Annotated in this window: 17 protein-coding genes; 9 read left to right on the forward strand and 8 right to left on the reverse strand. The window is 50.4% G+C overall.

Annotated elements, in window-relative coordinates:
* Positions 1-278: 278 nt before the first annotated feature.
* Positions 279-2,318 carry an elongation factor G gene (locus ACQ4M4_RS19440; protein WP_430686113.1) on the forward strand — a complete coding sequence of 680 codons (2,040 nt, stop codon included), beginning with the start codon at positions 279-281 and terminating at the stop codon, positions 2,316-2,318.
* 81 nt (positions 2,319-2,399) lie between these two features.
* Here ACQ4M4_RS19440 and aroQ read toward each other — a convergent pair whose 3' ends face one another.
* The 3 genes from aroQ to ACQ4M4_RS19455 form a co-directional block, all read right to left on the reverse strand.
* Entirely contained in the window at positions 2,400-2,858 is a 459-nt protein-coding gene (gene aroQ / locus ACQ4M4_RS19445) for a type II 3-dehydroquinate dehydratase (protein WP_430686114.1), read from the reverse strand.
* A 46-nt stretch (positions 2,859-2,904) separates the two neighbouring features.
* Entirely contained in the window at positions 2,905-3,039 is a 135-nt protein-coding gene (locus tag ACQ4M4_RS19450) for a hypothetical protein (protein WP_430686115.1), read from the reverse strand.
* 265 nt (positions 3,040-3,304) lie between these two features.
* On the reverse strand, positions 3,305-4,762 hold the full coding sequence (locus ACQ4M4_RS19455; protein ID WP_430686116.1) for a GAF domain-containing sensor histidine kinase: 1,458 nt from the start codon (positions 4,760-4,762) through the stop codon (positions 3,305-3,307).
* 400 nt (positions 4,763-5,162) lie between these two features.
* On the opposite strand from ACQ4M4_RS19455, the gene ACQ4M4_RS19460 reads away from it, so the two are divergent.
* Positions 5,163-7,430: a transglycosylase domain-containing protein gene (locus ACQ4M4_RS19460; RefSeq protein WP_430686117.1), complete on the forward strand. Its 2,268-nt coding sequence runs from the start codon at positions 5,163-5,165 to the stop codon at positions 7,428-7,430.
* A 252-nt stretch (positions 7,431-7,682) separates the two neighbouring features.
* Here the strand turns inward: ACQ4M4_RS19460 and ACQ4M4_RS19465 are convergent, their stop codons facing one another.
* Together ACQ4M4_RS19465 and ACQ4M4_RS19470 are read right to left on the reverse strand one after the other, a co-directional pair.
* Positions 7,683-7,931, reverse strand: a complete 249-nt coding sequence (locus ACQ4M4_RS19465) for a UPF0175 family protein (RefSeq protein ID WP_430686118.1) — start codon at positions 7,929-7,931, stop codon at positions 7,683-7,685.
* 391 nt (positions 7,932-8,322) lie between these two features.
* Positions 8,323-8,808, reverse strand: coding sequence for a pre-peptidase C-terminal domain-containing protein (locus tag ACQ4M4_RS19470; protein ID WP_430686119.1), 486 nt, complete (start codon positions 8,806-8,808; stop codon positions 8,323-8,325).
* A gap of 304 nt (positions 8,809-9,112) precedes the next feature.
* Between ACQ4M4_RS19470 and grxC the strand changes: the two genes are divergently transcribed.
* The 5 genes from grxC (at position 9,113) to ACQ4M4_RS19495 (ending at position 13,934) form a co-directional block, all read left to right on the forward strand.
* On the forward strand, positions 9,113-9,379 hold the full coding sequence (gene grxC / locus ACQ4M4_RS19475) for a glutaredoxin 3 (RefSeq protein WP_430686120.1): 267 nt from the start codon (positions 9,113-9,115) through the stop codon (positions 9,377-9,379).
* 23 nt (positions 9,380-9,402) lie between these two features.
* Positions 9,403-10,386 carry a glutathione synthase gene (gene gshB, locus ACQ4M4_RS19480; RefSeq protein WP_430686121.1) on the forward strand — a complete coding sequence of 328 codons (984 nt, stop codon included), beginning with the start codon at positions 9,403-9,405 and terminating at the stop codon, positions 10,384-10,386.
* A gap of 517 nt (positions 10,387-10,903) precedes the next feature.
* The gene (locus tag ACQ4M4_RS19485) at positions 10,904-12,007 is read left to right on the forward strand and encodes an ABC transporter substrate-binding protein (protein ID WP_430686122.1); all 1,104 of its coding nucleotides are present in this window, start codon (positions 10,904-10,906) and stop codon (positions 12,005-12,007) included.
* A gap of 154 nt (positions 12,008-12,161) precedes the next feature.
* Positions 12,162-12,974: an ABC transporter ATP-binding protein gene (locus ACQ4M4_RS19490; protein ID WP_430686123.1), complete on the forward strand. Its 813-nt coding sequence runs from the start codon at positions 12,162-12,164 to the stop codon at positions 12,972-12,974.
* 66 nt (positions 12,975-13,040) lie between these two features.
* Positions 13,041-13,934, forward strand: a complete 894-nt coding sequence (locus ACQ4M4_RS19495; RefSeq protein ID WP_430686124.1) for an ABC transporter permease — start codon at positions 13,041-13,043, stop codon at positions 13,932-13,934.
* Here the strand turns inward: ACQ4M4_RS19495 and ACQ4M4_RS19500 are convergent.
* A complete protein-coding gene (locus ACQ4M4_RS19500; protein ID WP_430686125.1) occupies positions 13,931-14,218 on the reverse strand; it encodes a DUF2087 domain-containing protein in 288 nt (95 codons plus the stop codon). The genes ACQ4M4_RS19495 and ACQ4M4_RS19500 overlap by 4 nt on opposite strands.
* Before the next feature lie 87 nt (positions 14,219-14,305).
* Between ACQ4M4_RS19500 and ACQ4M4_RS19505 the strand changes: the two genes are divergently transcribed.
* Together ACQ4M4_RS19505 and nadA are read left to right on the forward strand one after the other, a co-directional pair.
* Positions 14,306-15,700 (forward strand): cytosine deaminase, encoded by a 1,395-nt coding sequence (locus tag ACQ4M4_RS19505; RefSeq protein WP_430686126.1) that lies wholly within the window; start codon positions 14,306-14,308, stop codon positions 15,698-15,700.
* Positions 15,701-15,865: 165 nt separating this feature from the next.
* A complete protein-coding gene (gene nadA, locus ACQ4M4_RS19510; RefSeq protein WP_430686127.1) occupies positions 15,866-16,840 on the forward strand; it encodes a quinolinate synthase NadA in 975 nt (324 codons plus the stop codon).
* Between the two features lie 261 nt (positions 16,841-17,101).
* Here nadA and ACQ4M4_RS19515 read toward each other — a convergent pair whose 3' ends face one another.
* Both ACQ4M4_RS19515 and ACQ4M4_RS19520 read right to left on the reverse strand, forming a co-directional pair.
* Positions 17,102-17,728 carry a DUF6335 family protein gene (locus ACQ4M4_RS19515; RefSeq protein ID WP_430686128.1) on the reverse strand — a complete coding sequence of 209 codons (627 nt, stop codon included), beginning with the start codon at positions 17,726-17,728 and terminating at the stop codon, positions 17,102-17,104.
* 355 nt (positions 17,729-18,083) lie between these two features.
* Positions 18,084-18,569: a TerB family tellurite resistance protein gene (locus ACQ4M4_RS19520; RefSeq protein WP_430686129.1), complete on the reverse strand. Its 486-nt coding sequence runs from the start codon at positions 18,567-18,569 to the stop codon at positions 18,084-18,086.
* Between the last annotated feature and the right edge of the window lie 220 nt (positions 18,570-18,789).

Below are 18,789 nucleotides of genomic sequence, written 5' to 3' on the forward strand. Positions count from 1 at the left end.
CCACACAAAACTTAGTGAAGTGAATTTTTTCTAACTGTAAATCGTGAGTGTAAGGGATTGAGTTAATCTGATGCTATGCAGTAGAAGGTTCTCAATTCCCCGCTTCATCACCAAATTTAGCACCCAGAAATCATTTATATTGGCCGATTGATCGCTAGCCTCTACAAAATTCTAGCGATGCAATTTCCGTTTAGTTTGCCAATTTAAATTCGAATTCTAGGCCATCAAATTTGATGTGGTGATAGCAAATTCACTACACAAATTGGGAGGAAGTCCTAATGAATGAAAGAGTTCCTAATGGTATCCGAAATGTGGCGATTGTGGGTCCATATTTAAGCGGAAAAACGACATTACTGGAGAGCTTACTGTTCGTTACAGGTAGCACAACTCGTAAAGGAAGTGTGACCGATAAAAATACGGTTGGGGATAGCTCGCCAGAAGCCCGCGATCGCCAAATGACCCTTGAGCTTAATGCCGCCAGTACTCAGTATGGCGGCATTCATTTTAACTTTGTTGACTGCCCAGGCTCGATTGAATTTGTGCAAGAAGCTTACAATGCTCTGATTGGAGTAGATGCTGCAATTGTTGTGTGTGAGCCCGAAATTTCTCGGGTACTCACGCTTGCCCCCCTATTTCAGTTTTTGGACGATTGGCAAATTCCTCATCTCGTTTTTGTCAATAAAATGGATCGAGCCAGTGATGCTTTTCCAAACATTCTAGATGCGCTCAAAGGCGTTTCAAGTCGGCCGCTTGTTGTACATCAATATCCAATTGGTCAAGGCGAAACCCTGCAAGGTTTTATTGATTTGGTAACTGAGCAAGCGTACCAATATCATGCGGGTTGTCCTGCCGATCCCATTCCATTACCCGACTCGCTAAAAGAAGCAGAACATGCCGCTCGGGTGGAAATGTTGGAAACTTTGGCAGATTTTGATGACCATTTACTCGAGGAATTGTTAGAAGATATTGAGCCAAGCCAAGAGGAAATTGTACGAGATTTGCGGCTAGAGTTAGGAGCCGATCAAATTGTGCCTGTGTTTATTGGCGTGGCGACTCAAGATTTTGGCGTACGACCTTTGCTAGAGGCGCTCTTGCAAGAGACACCTGAACCAACGGTTGCCGCAGAACGGCGTGGCATTTCGGTATCGGATCAGGGGGCGATCGCCCAAGTTCTTAAAACTTACTACAGTCCTCAAGGCGGCAAACTATCGTTAGCTCGGGTGTGGAGTGGTACTCTAACCGATGGCATGACCCTGAATGGCATTCGAATGGGTGGCCTGTACCAGCTCAATGGGCAACAGCAGCAATCACTCACCAGCGCACCAACTGGAGCGATCGTTGCCTTAGGACGCATGGAAGGTATCAAGACAGGCGACACCCTCAGCGCGGGAACCGTTGCAGTCGATGAGTTGCCTAAGGCAGAAACGCTTCCTCCCGTCTTTGCCATGGCTATTACGCCCGAAAACCGCAATGACGAAGTCAAAATTACCGGAGCCTTGAGCAAACTGCTAGAGGAAGATCCGTCGCTCATGTGGGAGCAGCATGGTGATACCCATGAGGTCATTCTGTGGGGACAAGGCGATATTCATCTCCAGGTTGCCCTCGATCGGCTACGGCGGAAGTACAACCTGCCCATGAGCACTCACTTACCTCAAGTGCCCTACAAAGAAACAATCCGCAAACCAGCGGTCAAGGTGCATGGGCGTTACAAACACCAAACGGGTGGTCATGGACAGTTTGGGGATGTGTATTTGGATATTCAACCCACACCACGCGGCACCGGGTTTAACTTCGCTGAAAAGATTGTTGGTGGGGTCGTTCCAAGACAGTACATTCCTGGCGTAGAAATGGGGGTACGAGAATCGCTAGCCCATGGTCCGCTGGGCTTCCCAGTTGTAGATGTGGCAGTCGTTCTCAAGGACGGGTCGTATCACTCGGTTGATAGCTCGGAGCAGGCATTCAAAATGGCAGCTCGCTTGGCTATGCAAGAGGGAATGTCACTGTGTGAGCCTCAGCTGCTTGAGCCAATTGTCGCTCTGACCATCTCTGTCCCTAGCGACTTTACTTCCAAGGTGCTGCGGCTCGTCAGCGGTCGAAGGGGTCAGGTGTTGGGCTATGACGCCAAACCCAGTTGGCACGGTTGGGATGAGGTACAAGTTCATCTTCCCCAAGCCGAAATGCATGACCTGATTGTTGAACTGCGATCGCTCACCATGGGAGTAGGGTCATTCCGATGGCAATTTGACCACCTGCAAGAAGTCCCAGACAAGGTAGCCGAGCGCGTTCTGCAGCACGCTCCCTCTAACGGCCATCGTTAGCGCTACTGCAATTTCAAGAAACAAGCCAGTGGATTCTAGTATTACAATCCACTGGCTGTTTTTAAGCCTAATTCTTATAGATTACGCGTTCGATTGAAGTTGCAAATACTCGACTAGCGCCCGCAAACCGAGCAGGTAGCTATTTGGCCCAAATCCACTAATCTGCCCGATCGCTACTGGAGCAATATAGGAATGGTGTCTAAATGATTCACGTTTGTGAATGTTGCTGAGGTGAACCTCAACCGTGGGAAGACTTACTGCTGCGATCGCATCTCGAATGGCAACACTGGTATGGGTATAGGCCCCAGGATTGATGAGAATTCCATGGTGCTTGTCCATTGCAGCATGGATACGATCAATCAGTTCGCCCTCATGGTTAGATTGAAAAGTTGACAGCTCACAAGATAAGTGAACTGCCAACTTTTCCAGGGATTGATTAATTTCTGCCAGGGTAGATAAGCCATAGGTTCCGGGCTCACGCTTACCCAAAAGGTTGAGATTTGGTCCATGAAGAACCAAAATGCGATAAGAACGAGCCAAATCTACCAAAGCATTACACTCTAAATCAGTACCGAATCGATGCCTCTTAACGGCGATCGCGGTCTCTTACAGGAATTGGGATAGGCTCAGGTTCAGGCTGGACATCTGGACCCAGGAGAGCCTCAACCAACTTTTTGGCCCACTCCTTAAGCTTTTCCAGAACCTTATCAATATAGTCCATTAGCGAGTAACTCCTTCGGTTACAGACTTGAACCTAGCTGAATCGAGACCGAAATATTCATAGCCAACAGAAGTTAGGAATGAATACATATCCTGATCATAACGAATTCATCAAAATGATCAAGATCCTTACACCAGCATCATACAGGCATTCCCTAAGCGATGTCACTGACTCCAGAGGGATAGGCCTTGGCGAGGGTCCCTAATCCATCGCAAGAACCCCGAGATAGTGAACCCTCCAGTCCCTCTGAAGATTCGTTACGGGCTTAAGCAAGAGCCTCGCCATCCATTTCGGTAATTTGAGGAATGCTGACCACATAGCGATAACCAGACTCAGCCGAGCCTTGAATGGTGATGCGTCCACCGTGCATTTCTGCCAGCTGACGGCTCAAATTCAACCCAAGATTTTGGCGAGATAGGCTAGCTGGCTGCACATCCGCCTCTGGAGCATGAGAGCCTGGTTCGGATGAAGTGGTATGGGGCGATCGCAATAGGGGTTCATGGCCCCACCCTTCACCAGCATCAGTCAGTTCAGACTGGTTTGCATCCCACAGGTTTGCGGACCCATTCAAGCCGGCTCCACTGTCAGCATCTAAATGCATCAAACCATCCCCTAACCAAGGATGTGAGGCCGATACATTCATATTCAAGCGATTTTGTCGACGGGAAACATGAATGCGAATTGTGCTGTCAGTACTGGCTAGCTGAATCACGCTAAACACCAAGTGATACAACATTTGGCGAATCTTATCTTTGTCCAAAAGCCAGATGCGATTTCCTGGCTCAATGCTAAGCCGCAGTTTTTGATTGCGTCGGGATGCAGCTTGCTCCAGCGTATTGATCGCTTGCTGACATAGCATTTCCACGTCAATCGGAGCCAAGTTGAGTGAATAGTTGCGATCGTTGAGCCCACCTAGTTCTAGCATTTCTGTCAAGACCGACAGCAAATACTGTCCACTGTTGTGGATGATATCCAAATATTCCTTTTGCTTACCCGTCAACGGTCCGTAAATTTCACGGGTTAGAACGCTAGCCATGCCTAAGATGGAGGTTAACGGCGTTCTCAATTCCTGTGCCATCTGGCTCATCAGGCTAGCTTTTACAACACTCACCGAAGTTCCTTCTCCATCAAAACCTGATGGATTCCCCGTATCTAGTGACTCTTGCCGACGCAATTGATTGCGTTCATACTCGCTCATCGCCCAGCGTGCAATGAGTTCCAACAGTTCAATATCTTTGAACGAAAAGTTGCGCGGAGCCAAATCCATCACGGCCAGCGTGCCAACGCAGAGGCCAGAAGATGTCATGAGCGGCACCCCTGCATAGGCCTGGATGCCATACCGTTGTACTAGGGGAGCTTTTTTGTAGAGATCATCTGCTGACGCATGATTGATCACTAGAACTTTGCGGGTTTCAACGACCGCGACACAAAATGAATCTTGCCTTGGCAATTGTCGAGACGCAGCCAAGTCGTTCATCAAGCCAATGCGCGACAACCCAATGGCCGATTTGAACCACTGGCGTTCGTGATCCATTAGTCCCAAAATGCAGATAGGAGCACTCAGTAAATGGCCTGCCGTTTGGGTCGCTTCTTCAAAAATTGGAACGCTTTCAACGTCCATTAAGCCCAGTTCTGACATGACTTTAAGACGTTGCTGCTCTTGTCTGCCAACGTCAGTTGTGTCATCAACCTGGCAGATAGATTTACTCTCTGGGCTCAACATCGCAACCCTCTTGTTTACCATAACCTGCGGGAACTATCGGGATTTAATCTTTGTAAAACCATATGGGTTTTTCAATATACTCAGAGTTCCCTAAGTTGCTTCATTCAGAACAAATTGTACGGAAAGAATCTATTGCTTGGTTTACATGGTTTTTGAGAGCGCTTAAGTAACCAAAAAGCGTGTTATCAAACAGCCGTAAATGTACGGACTCGCTCATTATTTTTTACTCGGATCAATAAAACTGCACATAGTTCTACGGCTATCAGGTCGAATCAGATCTCCTTCAACGAAGAGCTGCGTCATAATAGGGATTGATTTGGATGTCGATTGATCCGGAAAAGGTCCGTTCGCATCTGTTTTTATAGTGTGATGTGACGTCAAGCACGCAAGGTCTTGCTGGATGACTGTGCCACAAGTTCCCCCTCCATCCCCTAATCCGACCCGAACTTTTTTGGGCACTTTGACTCAAGCGGTTCAGGCGGCTAAGGTTAATTTTTCGAAGCTCAAGCTTAAGCCCAATTCAAAGGTTCCAGAGCTTTGGGTTCAAGATTCTGATGTTGCCCAGCCGGAAGTTTATCCCCTGCTGGGCGATCGCTACCTGTTGGGACGCAGCTCTCGGTCATGTGACATTGTGGTGCGCAACCCGGTTGTGAGCCAGGTTCATCTATCACTTAACCGCGATAGCCGTAAACCAGGTGCTCCATTTGTCCTGCGCGACGAAGACTCAACCAATGGGATTTATCGCGGCAAGCGACGGCTTACAAAGCTGGCGCTACGCCATGGAGATGTTTTAACCCTAGGGCCAGCGGATTTGGCAACTGGCGTTGAAGTGCGATACATCGACCCGCCACCGTGGTATGTCAAAACCGCTAAGTATGCGATGTATGGGTTTACGGGGATTACCGCCTTGACCGCGGCTTGGATTGCCACCGAGTGGACCAAGTTCTCGGTGCGTCCGTTGCCGCCATCGGTAAATGGGCCTGTAATTGTATACGCCCGCGATAACCAGACTCCGCTCAATCCTCAGCGAACTCGAGGCCATACAGAACTCGATCGCCTTTCAGATTATTCTCCCTATCTCCCCAAGGCACTGACCGCATCAGAAGATAGTCGGTATTATTGGCACTTGGGTATCGACCCCGCCGGGATTGCGCGGGCGCTTGTCACCAACATTTTAGGTGGAGAGATTCGGGAAGGGGGCAGCACCCTAAGCCAGCAATTGGCACGCAACATTTTTCGATCGTATGTAGGAACCGAAGATTCTGCTGGGCGGAAGCTGCGTGAAGCGGTGGTGGCGCTGAAGTTGGAAACCTACTACAGCAAAGACTTTTTGATGTTGACCTATCTCAATCGAGTGTATATGGGATATGGCAATTACGGATTTGAGGATGCAGCACGGTTTTATTTTGGCAAGCCAGCTCGAGAGTTGACCGTTTCTGAAGCGGCCACACTGGTGGGGATGCTGCCGGCTCCGAACCTGTTTAATCCGATTCAAAATTATGATGAGGCAGTGGAGCTGCGCGATCGCGTGATTAACCGTATGGCAGCGCAAGGCAAAATTAGCCTGGAGGAGGCAGAACGGGCACGGCGATCGCGGATTGACATTAACCCCGAGGCCATTGAGGAGTTGCAGAGCAGCATCGCTCCTTATTTTTATAGTCAAGTTTTTTCTGAGCTAGAAGAGTTACTGGGGAGCCAGCTTGCTCAAGAAGGAAACTTTATCGTTGAAAGCACGCTCAATCCCCGGTTTCAAGACCAGGCCGAGCGAACCTTGAAGAGTAGTATCGACTCTCTAGGGGCCAGTGCTGGATTCTCGCAGGGGGCATTGGTCACGCTCGACTCTAGCAATGGAGAGGTGCTAGCACTCGTCGGTGGCTACGATTTTTTTGAGAATCAATTCAATCGTGTCGGTCAAGCCATTCGGCAACCGGGCTCAACGTTCAAAATTTTTGACTACGCCGCAGCGCTGGAACAGGGGGTATCTCCCTACCAATCCTTTTCCTGCTCAAGGATGGATTGGGAAGGCCAATCGTTTCGAGGGTGCGAACGCACGGGTGCAGGCAGCGCGGACATGTTTACAGGCATGTCCCTTTCTGAGAACGTGATTGCGTTGCGGGTGGCAAGAGAAGCGGGCCTAAACCAAGTGGCGCAATTAGCCAAGCGCATGGGCATACAAACAGAGCTGCAAACCGTTCCCGGACTGGCACTAGGTCAAAGCGAGGTTACGCTGCTAGATTTGACCGGAGCCTACGCCGTTTTGGATAACGACGGAGTGTATAACAAGCCCTACACAATTCGACGGATTCTGGACAGTAGCGATTGCGAGAATCCCGATGATTTAGCCACCTGCCGCGTCATTTTTGACATCAATCAGCAGCGTGGCCGCAGCAGGCAAGTCCTTTCAGAAGGAATTGCTTCAACCATGACCTCGCTGTTGCAGGGGGTGGTGCAATCTGGCACTGGGCGGGCGGCGGCGTTGGGCCGTGGCGAAGCTGGAAAAACAGGTACAAACAATGACAACCGAGATCTCTGGTTTGTGGGATACATTCCCAGCATGAATGTGACTACAGGGGTGTGGTTTGGCAATGATGACAACTCACCCACCAACGGTGCAAGTTCCCAAGCAGCGCAGCTTTGGGGCGACTATATGGGTCGCATTGTTCAGTAACTGCGAGAACATCAACGACGAAAACAGCTAAGGAGTCAGCCATCATTAAACATAAAACCTAAAATCTTGTACCATGCGCACAAGATTTTAGGGTCTGGACTTTAATGGTGTCGAGGTACTTAGAACAGCGAGGGCACCCAGCATTTTGAACTGTAAAGTCGAGTTTTAGCTACAAGCCATTGCCAACGAGCGCCCAGGTCTGATGAGATCTCGTTAAAGACGAAGGAGCAACTGTCGGTGCTGGATATGGCCTCACTCGCTGCATACATATACCGATTCACCGTTCATTTCAACCCTGCCACAGCGTCGGCTGACTCCTCGCGAACCCACAAGCTGGCTAAATTCATCTTCGTGAATATTGGCAAGTTCAACAGCTTTGGTAAAAGACAGCAACTCTTGCGAATAGAGAGCGATCGCCAACTCTTTTAATAGCTCAGGCTGAACTCGGCTTTCGGGCAAACGAATGGACTGAGTAACAGAATCTGGAATGGTTAATTGCATACAACACACCTCACCCCACGGACATGGTTGAAGTTTGGGGTTCAATCTCCATACTTCCCTATGGCGAGTTCGACACATGCAATTTGTAACGCAATCTTAATTAAGCGAAGGAATTATTTAGAACGGATGAGCGATCGCAACCTCCATGATGTGCGGAATGGCGATCGCACAGACTGCACCACAAACCGAACCAGGAGAAGCGTTTTGAAACCTGAACTATCCATCCAGGTTTCAAAACAACCGTTGTTGAGCGATGCAAAGGCTTAAAACCGCCAGAATTCGAGAATCATTTAAGAAGCTCATCGATCCAAATTCTGTGTGGTACCAACCGTTGCAATATCAAACCGCGTGAAGTTGAAACTCCGCAAAGTTGGAATATCAGAACTCACTCTTAGGGACAGTTTTCACCGACGGGCCTAAGACGGGTGACTTGCAGCGTAAACGAACCAGCGCCTTGCCCACCAAATGGAGAAACTCGCACAATGTAGTTTCCCGACGTGGCAATTCGCAAATAGAGCTGGGAATTTGTTGTGCCATCGGGGCCATCGTCGTTTTGCCCAACGGTCGTGCCTTCTGGGCTAATTAGCGTCAAAATCGTATCAAACTGATCCGACGTTAAATCCATAACGACCTGATCGCCTTCTTGCAGCGAAACAACGTAGTCGCGAGCATAACCGCCATCTCCAGTCGGAATATCTTGATTGCTGAGGGTGTCGGTAATTTGGTTTTCGGATGGCAAAGGAATGGGGTTATACAGCGGCGATCGCTGCGCAAAGGCAGGCATTCCCCCCAGGCTCATCGTCAAAGCGGTGGCTGGCAGCACACACGACAGTTTTAATAGCAATGAATTTAGAAGCGTAACTGGAGCTTGTTTCATTGGATAAGCAAAGGATACAGAGAATCCCGTTCATTATGCCCTCACTTCCTGGCGACGAATCGCAGGATTGATGAAGTTTTAGAATCGAAGCGCTTTTCACAAAGATTAGCCGATTATGTTCTAAACAGATGAACCACGGCCGATTAGCCGCTCCTCGCAGAATGGGGAATTGCACATTTGGCAACCGTTGTTGTGCGAATGGCTCACCTAGCCCCGCAGGCACTCGCAATACAAGCCTTAATAAAGCCAGTCGGATTTCTTGAACGCTAGTATGATGAAGAAATGTTGCTAGTCGAGAACCTCTATGGCAGCCAAGGTTGAAATTTACACGTGGAGTATGTGCCCCTTCTGTGTTCGAGCCAAAGCATTGCTCGACCGGAAACAGGTTGACTACACCGAATATTGTATTGATGGGGATGAAGCCGCTCGAGCAGGGATGGCAAAACGATCCAATGGACGGCGATCGCTCCCTCAAATCTTTATTGATGATCAGCATGTGGGTGGATGCGATGATTTGCATGCGCTTGATGCCCAAGGCAAGCTCGATCCTCTCTTGGTCGGCGCTCATTAAGTTTTCAGATAAGGTTAGCTGCTGTGAAGTTCGCATTCATCATTGATCCAATTCATCGGTTAGATCCAGGCCACGATACCAGCGTGGCACTCATGGAAGCCGCCCAACAGTTGGGACACGAAGTGTGGATCACAGAAGCAGGGCATCTCAGCGTTATTCAAGGTAAGGCTTGGGGTTTGCTCCAACCTGTTCAGCTCATCCCGGTTGAGCTAGTGGATGGACGCTGGGTTGCCGCAAATCCCTGGTACCAACTAGGCGATCGCATGCTCATGCCATTGGAAAGCATGGATGCCGTGTTCATGCGTACCGACCCACCCGTCAACGTGGCTTACCTGTATGCAACTTACATCCTGGACTACATTGACCCAGAAAAAACTCAGGTGATCAACTCACCTCGGGGGTTGCGAGCAGCGAATGAAAAGATGTACGCGCTTCAATTTACCGAAGCCATTCCCGAAACCATTGTCACCACAGAAAAGTCGGTGATTCGGGAGTTTGTAGAACGGCAGGGCATGGCCGTACTCAAACCTCTTGGTGGCAAAGGTGGGGAGGGAATTCTGCTAGTGGAAGCGGGCGATCGCAACTTTAATTCCCTAGTCGAAATCAGCACGCAGCAAGGCCAGTTTCCCATCATGGCGCAAGCCTACCTCCCCGCCGCCAAGGATGGAGACAAGCGCATCATTTTACTCAACGGCGAACCCATTGGTGCAGTCAACCGCATTCCATCGGGCGGAGACTTTCGCGGCAACATGGCCGTTGGTGGCCGAGTCGCCTCTGTCGATATTACCGAGCGAGAGCGCGACATCTGTCGCCAACTCGCCCCCGTCCTCAAGCGAGACGGGCTATGGTTTGTTGGCATTGATGTCATTGGTGGGTACCTTACAGAAGTAAACGTGACGAGTCCAACAGGCATTCGCGAGATTGATCGGCTGAGTCACGTTCAGCTTGGTCACCAGGTCATTCACTGGATCACACAGCAAGGAGTTAAGAACAACGGGCCAGAATAATCGCTTTTTTAGCTCACCTTGATCGGGTCAACGGTTTATCGCGACAGACTTGACCTCGCGAAACTTAATTGCACCGATCCCTGATTCCGCTTTTGCCTCCAGTTTGGTTTGACTCAGCCGCCACGGGTGCACAACTGCTCATAGCGCCCTCCCACAGCACAGCCTCAGAAACAGGGTCTCATTGCCATACATCGCGATCGCCAGGTTAGTTCGCACCTTTTTTGCCCTCGCTGAGTGAGGATCCTCGCCCAACAGACGATCATTCATCCCTGCATCTAGCGCTGTACGGCCTGCAAGAGTATTCATTCATCATATTCATCCTGTTATTTTTGACATTTTCGTTTTTAGTTTCTACTCCTTCCCACGCAAATACTTGATAAGAGCCAGGTAGCGTAACTCTAAATACAAAACGGCTTTCCTGCTTCTTGTTAGCCTCTGATATTGGAATGCAGGATCATTACATTGCCCGGTTATGATTCCCTCTATGCCAGTTTTTCGGATCTCTTAGGAGGATTTGATGAATCATTCGCGATCTCCGCTGTATCGTTTCGCAGCCATTAAGCGTCGTCGATTTTTGCAATACAGTGCAATGGTAGTCGGTACCAGTTTGCTGGCAGCTTGCACATCGAGTCAGTCCACCTCTGATGAATCCACAACGGATGCGGCTTCTACCACCGCTAGCCCATCCCCAACAGGTGAGCTCACCAAAGTTTCTTACGGAACCAACTGGTATGCGCAAGCGGAGCACGGTGGATTTTATCAAGCCGTTGCCACTGGCATTTACGCCGAGTATGGATTGGATGTGAGTATTCAAATGGGTGGTCCCCAAGTGAATGGCACCCAGCTGTTAATGGGTGGTGCGGTTGACTTTTTCATGGGCTATGCATCAGACGCCATTAAGGCCATTGAAGAGGGCATTCCCAAAGTGACGGTCGCCGCCATGTTCCAAAAAGATCCTCAAATTTTGGTGGCCCACCCGGATACTGCCGATTCGATTGAAGACTTGAAGGGTCGGCCCATCTTTATTTCTTCGGCAGCGAACGTAACCTATTGGCCATTTTTGCAGGCCAAGTACGGGTTTACCGAAGATATGAAGCGCCCTTACAACTTTAACCCTGGGCCTTTTTTGGCGGATAAGCAATCGGCACAACAGGGCTACTTGAGTTCTGAGCCACTATCGATCGCCAAAGAAGGCGGTTTTGAGCCTAAGGTCTTTTTGCTGGCGGACTATGGCTATATCCCTTACTCCACCACCATTGAATGTAAGCGCGAATTGGTGGAGCAAAATCCTGACTTGGTGCAGCGGTTTGTCGATGCGTCGATTAAGGGATGGTACAGCTATTTATATGGGGATCCAAGCCCTGGCAATGAGCTGATTAAGCAAGATAATCCTGAAATGACGGACGAGAAAATTGCGTATGGCATCGAAAAGATGAAGGAATACGGAATTGTGGACTCGGGCGATGCTGAAACGCTAGGCATTGGCGCAATGACCGATGTCCGCTGGCAGGAGTTTTTTGACACGATGGCTGCTGAGTCTGTGTTCAATTCCTCAACCGATTTCAAACAGGCTTATACGCTTCAGTTTGTTAATAAGGGTGCCGACACCTACAAGAGCTAGTTTTGGGTTGGGGTGAACCGGATGGTGCATTAAGCAATGAAATGCGTCGCGATCGCACAAGTCCGGTTCACCCTAGTTCACCCTAAGTTATCCAACCGTCTAAGTTATCCAACGTTGTTTGCCTCGCTTCCTCACGTTTGCAGGAGTTTGCTCCATGAGTTCCACCCCAACGTTTACGCTCAACAACGTTCGTAAGGTTTATTCCAACGGCACAACCGCCCTTCACGATTTGAACTTGACCATCAACGATGGGCAGTTTGTCAGCCTTTTGGGGCCGTCGGGCTGTGGCAAAAGCACCGTGCTGCGACTGGTGGCAGGGCTAGGCAAAATGAGCAGCGGCCAGCTTATCTGGGGCAGCAATGCGCGCAACAAGTTGGCCTTTGTGTTTCAGGAAGCGGCATTGATGCCATGGGCCACCGTAGAAGATAACGTGCGGCTGCCGTTGAAACTGGCAGGCATGTCCAAGGCGGCCTCGGATGCAGCAGTGGCAGAGGCGATCGCCATGGTGGATCTCACCGGGTTTGAATCGTGCTATCCCCGAGAGTTATCTGGCGGCATGAAAATGCGCGTTTCCATTGCGCGGGCACTGGTTACCAAGCCCGAAGTGCTGCTCATGGATGAACCCTTTGGCGCACTGGATGAAATGACTCGCAGCAGGCTCAACAGCGATTTATTGGATTTGTGGCAGCAAAAGCAGTGGACGGTTGTGTTTGTCACCCACAACATTTACGAGGCGGTGTATTTGTCAAACCGGGTGATTGTGATGGCGGCCCGTCCTGGACGAGTGGTGGCCGATGTGGCGATCGAAGCTCCCTATCCTCGCACCGAGGAGTTTCGCACAAGTCCCCTCTTTAATCAGTACTGCCGTGAGATTTCGGCCTGTTTGTCGCGGGCGGCCAATCATCACAAAGAGCCGTTTTCGGAATCGCCATCGCCTCGGGCTAATATGGTTGATTCTGTTGCGTAACTCATCCTGAGCTGAACTGGTGTACAGCCGAACCTGTCGTGCATTGTTGAGGCGATCGCTCCTGCTATGTCCAATCTATTTAGTCAGCTTTCCGCTACGGCCACAGCATCCGAAGCACAACAGGCCGAAATGACGGCCAAGCCCCATCCCCTGCGGCAGTTTTTGTCACCCGATATGTTGGCTCCTGTCATGGTGGGAATGCTGGTGCTGGTGCTTTGGGAGGTGGGAGTGCGCCTCACCAATACGCCGCCTTACATTTTGCCAGGGCCAATTTTGGTTGCCCAAACGTTGGTGAATGAGTGGGGTTCTCTATTTCCATCTTTGCTAATCACACTGAAGATTACGCTGGTGGCCTTTGCAGCGGCGATCGTGTCGGGTTTGGCAGTCGCCATCTTGTTTACCCAAAGCAAATGGGTCGAGCGCAGTCTCTTTCCCTATGCGGTGATTTTGCAAACAACGCCGATCGTAGCGATCGCCCCTCTAATTATTCTGTGGGTGCGGCAAGTCGTTCAGGGAGAACAGGCCACGTTTGTGTCCCTCGTCATTTGCGCATGGATTGTTGCCTTTTTCCCCATTCTGTCCAACACCACCCTGGGGCTCAACAGCGCCGATCACAACCTGCTCAACCTGTTTCAACTGTACAAAGCCAACCGTTGGCAAACGCTGCGCTATTTGCGGTTGCCCAGTGCGCTGCCCTACTTTTTGGGTGGGTTGCGCATTAGCGGTGGCTTAGCGCTGATTGGTGCGGTGGTTGCTGAGTTTGTGGCCGGAACAGGCGGCACACGATCGGGCATTGCCTACCAAATTTTGATGTCGAGCTTCAATTTGCAAATTCCCCGCATGTTTGCCGCCCTATTAATGACAACTGGGCTCGGCGTTCTGATTTTTGTTGGACTAACGCTATTTTCGGATATGCTGCTGCGACACTGGCACGAAAGCGCGATTAAGCGAGAGAACTAGATTTCGGACTCATCCATCCGCCAATAGGCAGAGCCATTGCGCTCCCGATCCATCAATTGATGGTCAAACATCTCTCGTCGCAGTAACGCCGGATCGTGAAATGTGTGATGCTGATTGAGCAGGGCATTGACTTCCGCCTCGCGATACCTCCGGTGAGGTTCAAATTGCAATACCAGGTAGCGCAGCACTGCTCTTTGCTTGTTGCGATGCCGCTTCGATGGCCAGGTACACACCCGACCTTGCTCATCTAAATAATGCTGTAGCTCAAGCGTGCTGCCACTCATCCGCAAAATCCATCGTGAGAGTTATGAGATCGCTCTCTCACTATAACGATTCGGTTCTGTCTTTCTGTTTTCCGCCAAAGGTTCATCATGGTTGATTTTCGGTCTGTCTTTCCTGCTTCCGCTCATTATTGGCTTAAAAATGCCCATGTTCCGGTTTCGCTGCTGACTCAACCGCTCCAGGCCCATACGCGAGATGGGTTGGCCTGGGTAGATGTGGAGATTGTGGACGGGCGCATTGCCCAAATTGTAGAAGCTGGACAGACAACTCATGCCGCCGTTGATGCATCCGTGCCCTGGGTGGATGTGCAGCAAGGCACGCTTTTCCCTGGCTTTGTGGATATGCACACCCATTTGGATAAGGGGCACATTTGGGAGCGATCGCCCAATTTGGGAGGCACATTTGAGGATGCACTGAACACAGTTCGGAACGATTCAGAATCGCGCTGGAATGCAGAAGATGTGTATCGCCGCATGGAGTTTGGCCTAAAGTGCAGCTACGCCCACGGCACGGCAGCCATTCGCACCCATATTGATTCCTTTGGCAAGCAGGCCAACATTAGCTTTGACGTGTTAAAAACCCTGCGAGAGGAGTGGCGCGATCGCATCACGTTGCAGGCGGTCAATCTAGTGCCGTTGGAGTATTTTCTAACCCCAGAAGGCGAAACGTTGGCCGACTTAGTAGCCGAGGTGGGCGGCATTTTGGGTGGGGTCGTTTACATGAATCCCGAATTGGATGCACAGATTAACCGCGTGTTTGAACTGGCCAAGGAACGGCAACTAGCGCTGGACTTTCATACCGACGAGAGTGGCAATCCGGATGATGTAACGCTGCGGCACGTAGCAGCCGCAGCGGTGCGCCATCAGTTTCCGCATCAAATTGTGTGTGGTCACTGCTGTAGCCTTGCGGTGCAGGATATCAGCGATGTGCAAAAAACCATTGGCTTGGTGAAGGATGCGGGAATTGGCGTAGTCAGTCTGCCTATGTGCAACATGTATCTGCAAGATCGCAATCAGCGTACGTCGCAAAACTGGGTGATGCAATCGGGCGATCGCCTCGCCCATCTACCAGACCAAACCAGCTACACGCCTCGCTGGCGCGGAGTAACGCTGCTGCATGAACTGAAGCAGGCCGGAGTTCCGGTGGCGATCGCCAGCGACAACTGCCGCGACCCGTTCCATGCCTTTGGCGACCACGATGTTCTGGAAGTGTTGACTCAGGGCATTCGCATTGCCCAACTCGATTCGCCCTATGGAGACTGGTGCCATGTGGTGACGCAAACGCCAGCCGATTTGATGGGGCTGCCAGAGGTGGGGCGCATTGGCGTTGGCTTACTCGCCGATTTGGTGCTATTCCGAGGGCGCTACTTTAGTGAACTGCTGTCGCGATCGCAGCATGATCGCCTAGTGATTCGCCAGGGACAGCTCATTGATGCCCAAGTACCCGACTATGCCGAACTCGATGATTTGGTGAAATTGACCTAAGGAATGCCGGGGCGATCGCCCAAGGTAGCTTGGGGTTAGCAAAACTGTCACACGCTCCTCCAGTTTTGGTAAAAATGACTATAATATTTTGGTAGAAATGACTAAAACTCTTTCGTAACGATTCCGTGTTGTTGTCGGCCATCGCGACTGGAGCGCATATTTGACGTGTTTGCGACTGTTTTATCTCACCAAAATTCAAGTCACACAAATGCCCTGCCACAAGACCTGTTTGGGGCGATCGCCGACCTCAAGCGCGAGCTAAAAGCGGTCATTCTGGCACATTATTACCAAGATCCAGATATCCAGGACATTGCCGACTACATTGGCGATTCGTTGGGGCTATCGCAACAGGCCGCCGCAACCAATGCTGATGTCATTGTGTTTGCGGGCGTGCACTTCATGGCCGAAACCGCCAAAATTCTCAATCCACACAAGCTCGTACTATTGCCCGATCTAGAAGCGGGTTGCTCCCTGGCCGATAGCTGCCCACCCCAGGCCTTTGCCGAGTTCAAAGCTGCCCATCCGGGGCATTTAGTTGTGTCGTACATCAACTGCACCGCAGAAATCAAAGCGATGAGCGACATCATTTGCACCAGCTCCAATGCGGTCAACATTGTGAAGCAAATTCCGGCAGATCAGCCCATTATTTTTGCGCCCGATCGCAACCTAGGACGATATGTTATGGAGCAAACGGGGAGGGATTTGGTTCTGTGGCAGGGAAGTTGCATGGTGCACGAAACATTTTCGGAACGGAAGTTAGTTGAACTACAGATTCAACATCCCGAAGCCGAAGTGATTGCCCATCCCGAATGTGAACCTGCGCTGTTGCGCCATGCTCGCTATATTGGCTCCACCACAGCATTGCTCAACTACGCACAAATGAGCGCCAGCCAAGCCTTTATTGTGGCGACCGAACCCGGCATCATTCACCAAATGCAGAAGGCCAAACCCAACAAGCAGTTTATTCCCGCACCACCCATGAACCAGTGCGCCTGTAATGAGTGCCCCCACATGCGGCTAAACACGCTAGAGAAGCTGTATTTGTGCATGAAGACGCGCCAGCCAGAAATTACGCTGCCAGAACCCATTCAAGCAGCCGCATTGCGCCCTATCCAACGGATGTTGGAGATGAGCGCATAAAGTGACTTCAATCGACCTCCTGCATGACTGGCTTTTTGCTGCGTAGATCCCTGCGTAGCAGCGCACAGTGATCTACGCAGGAGGTCTCATGATTTGCTCCGTTTTTTGAATGCGCAAAACGCCCAAAACTGTTAAATAAATGAGCGTATTTTTAGAACCTCTTTGCTGAGTCAAGGGACTCAAAAACACTCGTCTTGGCTAACCTGGCGATCGCCATTCCCGCTAGGCAAGGTTATGGGCCCGTGAAACACAACATTTCCGCTAATCTCGACGCTCTGAATAATCCTCGGAGGACTTGGGATCTAGCTCCCAACGACGGTCATCTCGTTGTTCCAACATGTCATTGGTTCTCAAAAAACTGCGATCGTCCATTTGAATGCCAACGGCAGCGGCTAGGTCTTCCACTACATCTTGGTCGGGAGTTGCGGCTGTACCACCCACCCCTTCTTCGCCTACAGATTCGGCATCTTCGTAGTTGGCGTCTACATCTCCACCTGTGAGGGTATAGTCCGGCTCGTTGAGGATATGCTCTTCGCGACGAGAGTATCGCCCAGCGCGATCGCTGGGCTGTCCTTGTAGCCCAGTGCCGTAGGATTCGGTCAACTCTTGAGGTAGATCGCTGATCTGTTCTTGATCATCCATTGCATCCACATTTACGTCATCATTCCCATTCAAATTGTCGTTAGTGTTATTTGTGGCGATGGTGTCAATCACTCCTTGGTTGAGTTCGACTTCTTCTAAACCGATCTCATCTGCAAGATTGGACAAAGCGATCGCATTCGAATCTATTGGAGCTTGCGTTCCAAATTCGTTGTCAAATTCCTGTTCAACCTCGCTTCTTATAGAATCAAGGTTTGTATCTTGTCGGGTTCTTTTGGCGCTGTCCATCGTGGTTGTCCTGGATCGTGTTTCAAATGTGTGGTTATTGGTTGTGGAAGGGGTGCGATGTACCCCTTCCACAACCAATAACCACACATCTAGAACATCACCTTGTCCTGCAAGTATGCTCTCCATCCCTGTACCTTAACGAACTCGCACACAGCCCAACTCTTCACGCAGATAGACAAAGCCTAAGCGGAGGGACTGATTCTAGGGAGAGCGGGCCTGACAATCAGCTCTCTCTCTATTTCGCCTACTGCACTCAGTAACAGACTCCTCAAAACACAACCTGCAAAAAGCCTGCCGAAGTTTAACAACGACAGGCTTTTGCACTTCTGGAGACCTAGGCAAGCAGCGCTCAAACTTAGTGATGCATGAAGTTTTCGAGCTGGCGAGTAAGACAATCGACCATGTTGTCGCAGGTGCTCAGCTCTTGAATGGCTTCAGCTTCGATGCGCTGGGTAGTTTCGGGTGCAAATCCCAGCAAGGAAATGAGCTTTTGGTAGGCTACGGCTTCTTCATCATTGATTAGATCTTCACTGGGGGCACGAGCGCTAGAGCGAATCACTTCGTAGCCAAGGCGCAGCACCAGTTCGCGCTCGGCGGGGGTTTGCAGTTTAGGAATCAGTTCTTCGAGAGGAATGTTCTGCATCATATAGTCGCGCAGCTCCTCGCGTAGGGCGTGGTGCTGGGGTGCATCGGCAGCAAACATTCCGCTAAACCGATCAAGCATGAGGTCAACCTCTTCCTCGGCTAGGTTGCCGTCGGCCCAGGCCATAGATGCAACGATGCGCAACAAATTCATTTGGCCGGGGGTAATGGAGGGAGGAGGAGGGGTTTGTAACACCATAATGTTGCTCCTTCAACGCGTTGGATAGGTGAGCAATGAAAACAAGGCAAGCGGATAAGGCGATCGCACAGGCTGTATACAGTCTTAATTGATGCCAAGGTATCACGCTCACTTTGTTCTCCCCTCAGACTTAAACAAATTGTCCAGAGTTAGTTACACAGCGTTACGCAAGCGAGTGAGTTTGCAGGATTGAATACCGTTTAGGTTGAATTTTAGATTT

Source organism: Leptolyngbya sp. AN02str, from assembly GCF_050565595.1.
In the GTDB taxonomy this organism is placed as follows: domain Bacteria; phylum Cyanobacteriota; class Cyanobacteriia; order Elainellales; family Elainellaceae; genus Kaiparowitsia.

Coding starts and splice junctions, on each gene's coding strand:
- ACQ4M4_RS19440 (WP_430686113.1), top strand. CDS start 279: ATGAATGAAAGAGTTCCTAATGGTATCCGAAATGTGGCGATTGTGGGT.
- ACQ4M4_RS19450 (WP_430686115.1), bottom strand. CDS start 3,039: ATGGACTATATTGATAAGGTTCTGGAAAAGCTTAAGGAGTGGGCCAAA.
- ACQ4M4_RS19455 (WP_430686116.1), bottom strand. CDS start 4,762: ATGTTGAGCCCAGAGAGTAAATCTATCTGCCAGGTTGATGACACAACT.
- ACQ4M4_RS19460 (WP_430686117.1), top strand. CDS start 5,163: ATGACTGTGCCACAAGTTCCCCCTCCATCCCCTAATCCGACCCGAACT.
- ACQ4M4_RS19465 (WP_430686118.1), bottom strand. CDS start 7,931: ATGCAATTAACCATTCCAGATTCTGTTACTCAGTCCATTCGTTTGCCC.
- ACQ4M4_RS19470 (WP_430686119.1), bottom strand. CDS start 8,808: ATGAAACAAGCTCCAGTTACGCTTCTAAATTCATTGCTATTAAAACTG.
- grxC (WP_430686120.1), top strand. CDS start 9,113: ATGGCAGCCAAGGTTGAAATTTACACGTGGAGTATGTGCCCCTTCTGT.
- ACQ4M4_RS19485 (WP_430686122.1), top strand. CDS start 10,904: ATGAATCATTCGCGATCTCCGCTGTATCGTTTCGCAGCCATTAAGCGT.
- ACQ4M4_RS19490 (WP_430686123.1), top strand. CDS start 12,162: ATGAGTTCCACCCCAACGTTTACGCTCAACAACGTTCGTAAGGTTTAT.
- ACQ4M4_RS19495 (WP_430686124.1), top strand. CDS start 13,041: ATGTCCAATCTATTTAGTCAGCTTTCCGCTACGGCCACAGCATCCGAA.
- ACQ4M4_RS19500 (WP_430686125.1), bottom strand. CDS start 14,218: ATGAGTGGCAGCACGCTTGAGCTACAGCATTATTTAGATGAGCAAGGT.
- ACQ4M4_RS19505 (WP_430686126.1), top strand. CDS start 14,306: ATGGTTGATTTTCGGTCTGTCTTTCCTGCTTCCGCTCATTATTGGCTT.
- ACQ4M4_RS19515 (WP_430686128.1), bottom strand. CDS start 17,728: ATGGACAGCGCCAAAAGAACCCGACAAGATACAAACCTTGATTCTATA.
- ACQ4M4_RS19520 (WP_430686129.1), bottom strand. CDS start 18,569: ATGGTGTTACAAACCCCTCCTCCTCCCTCCATTACCCCCGGCCAAATG.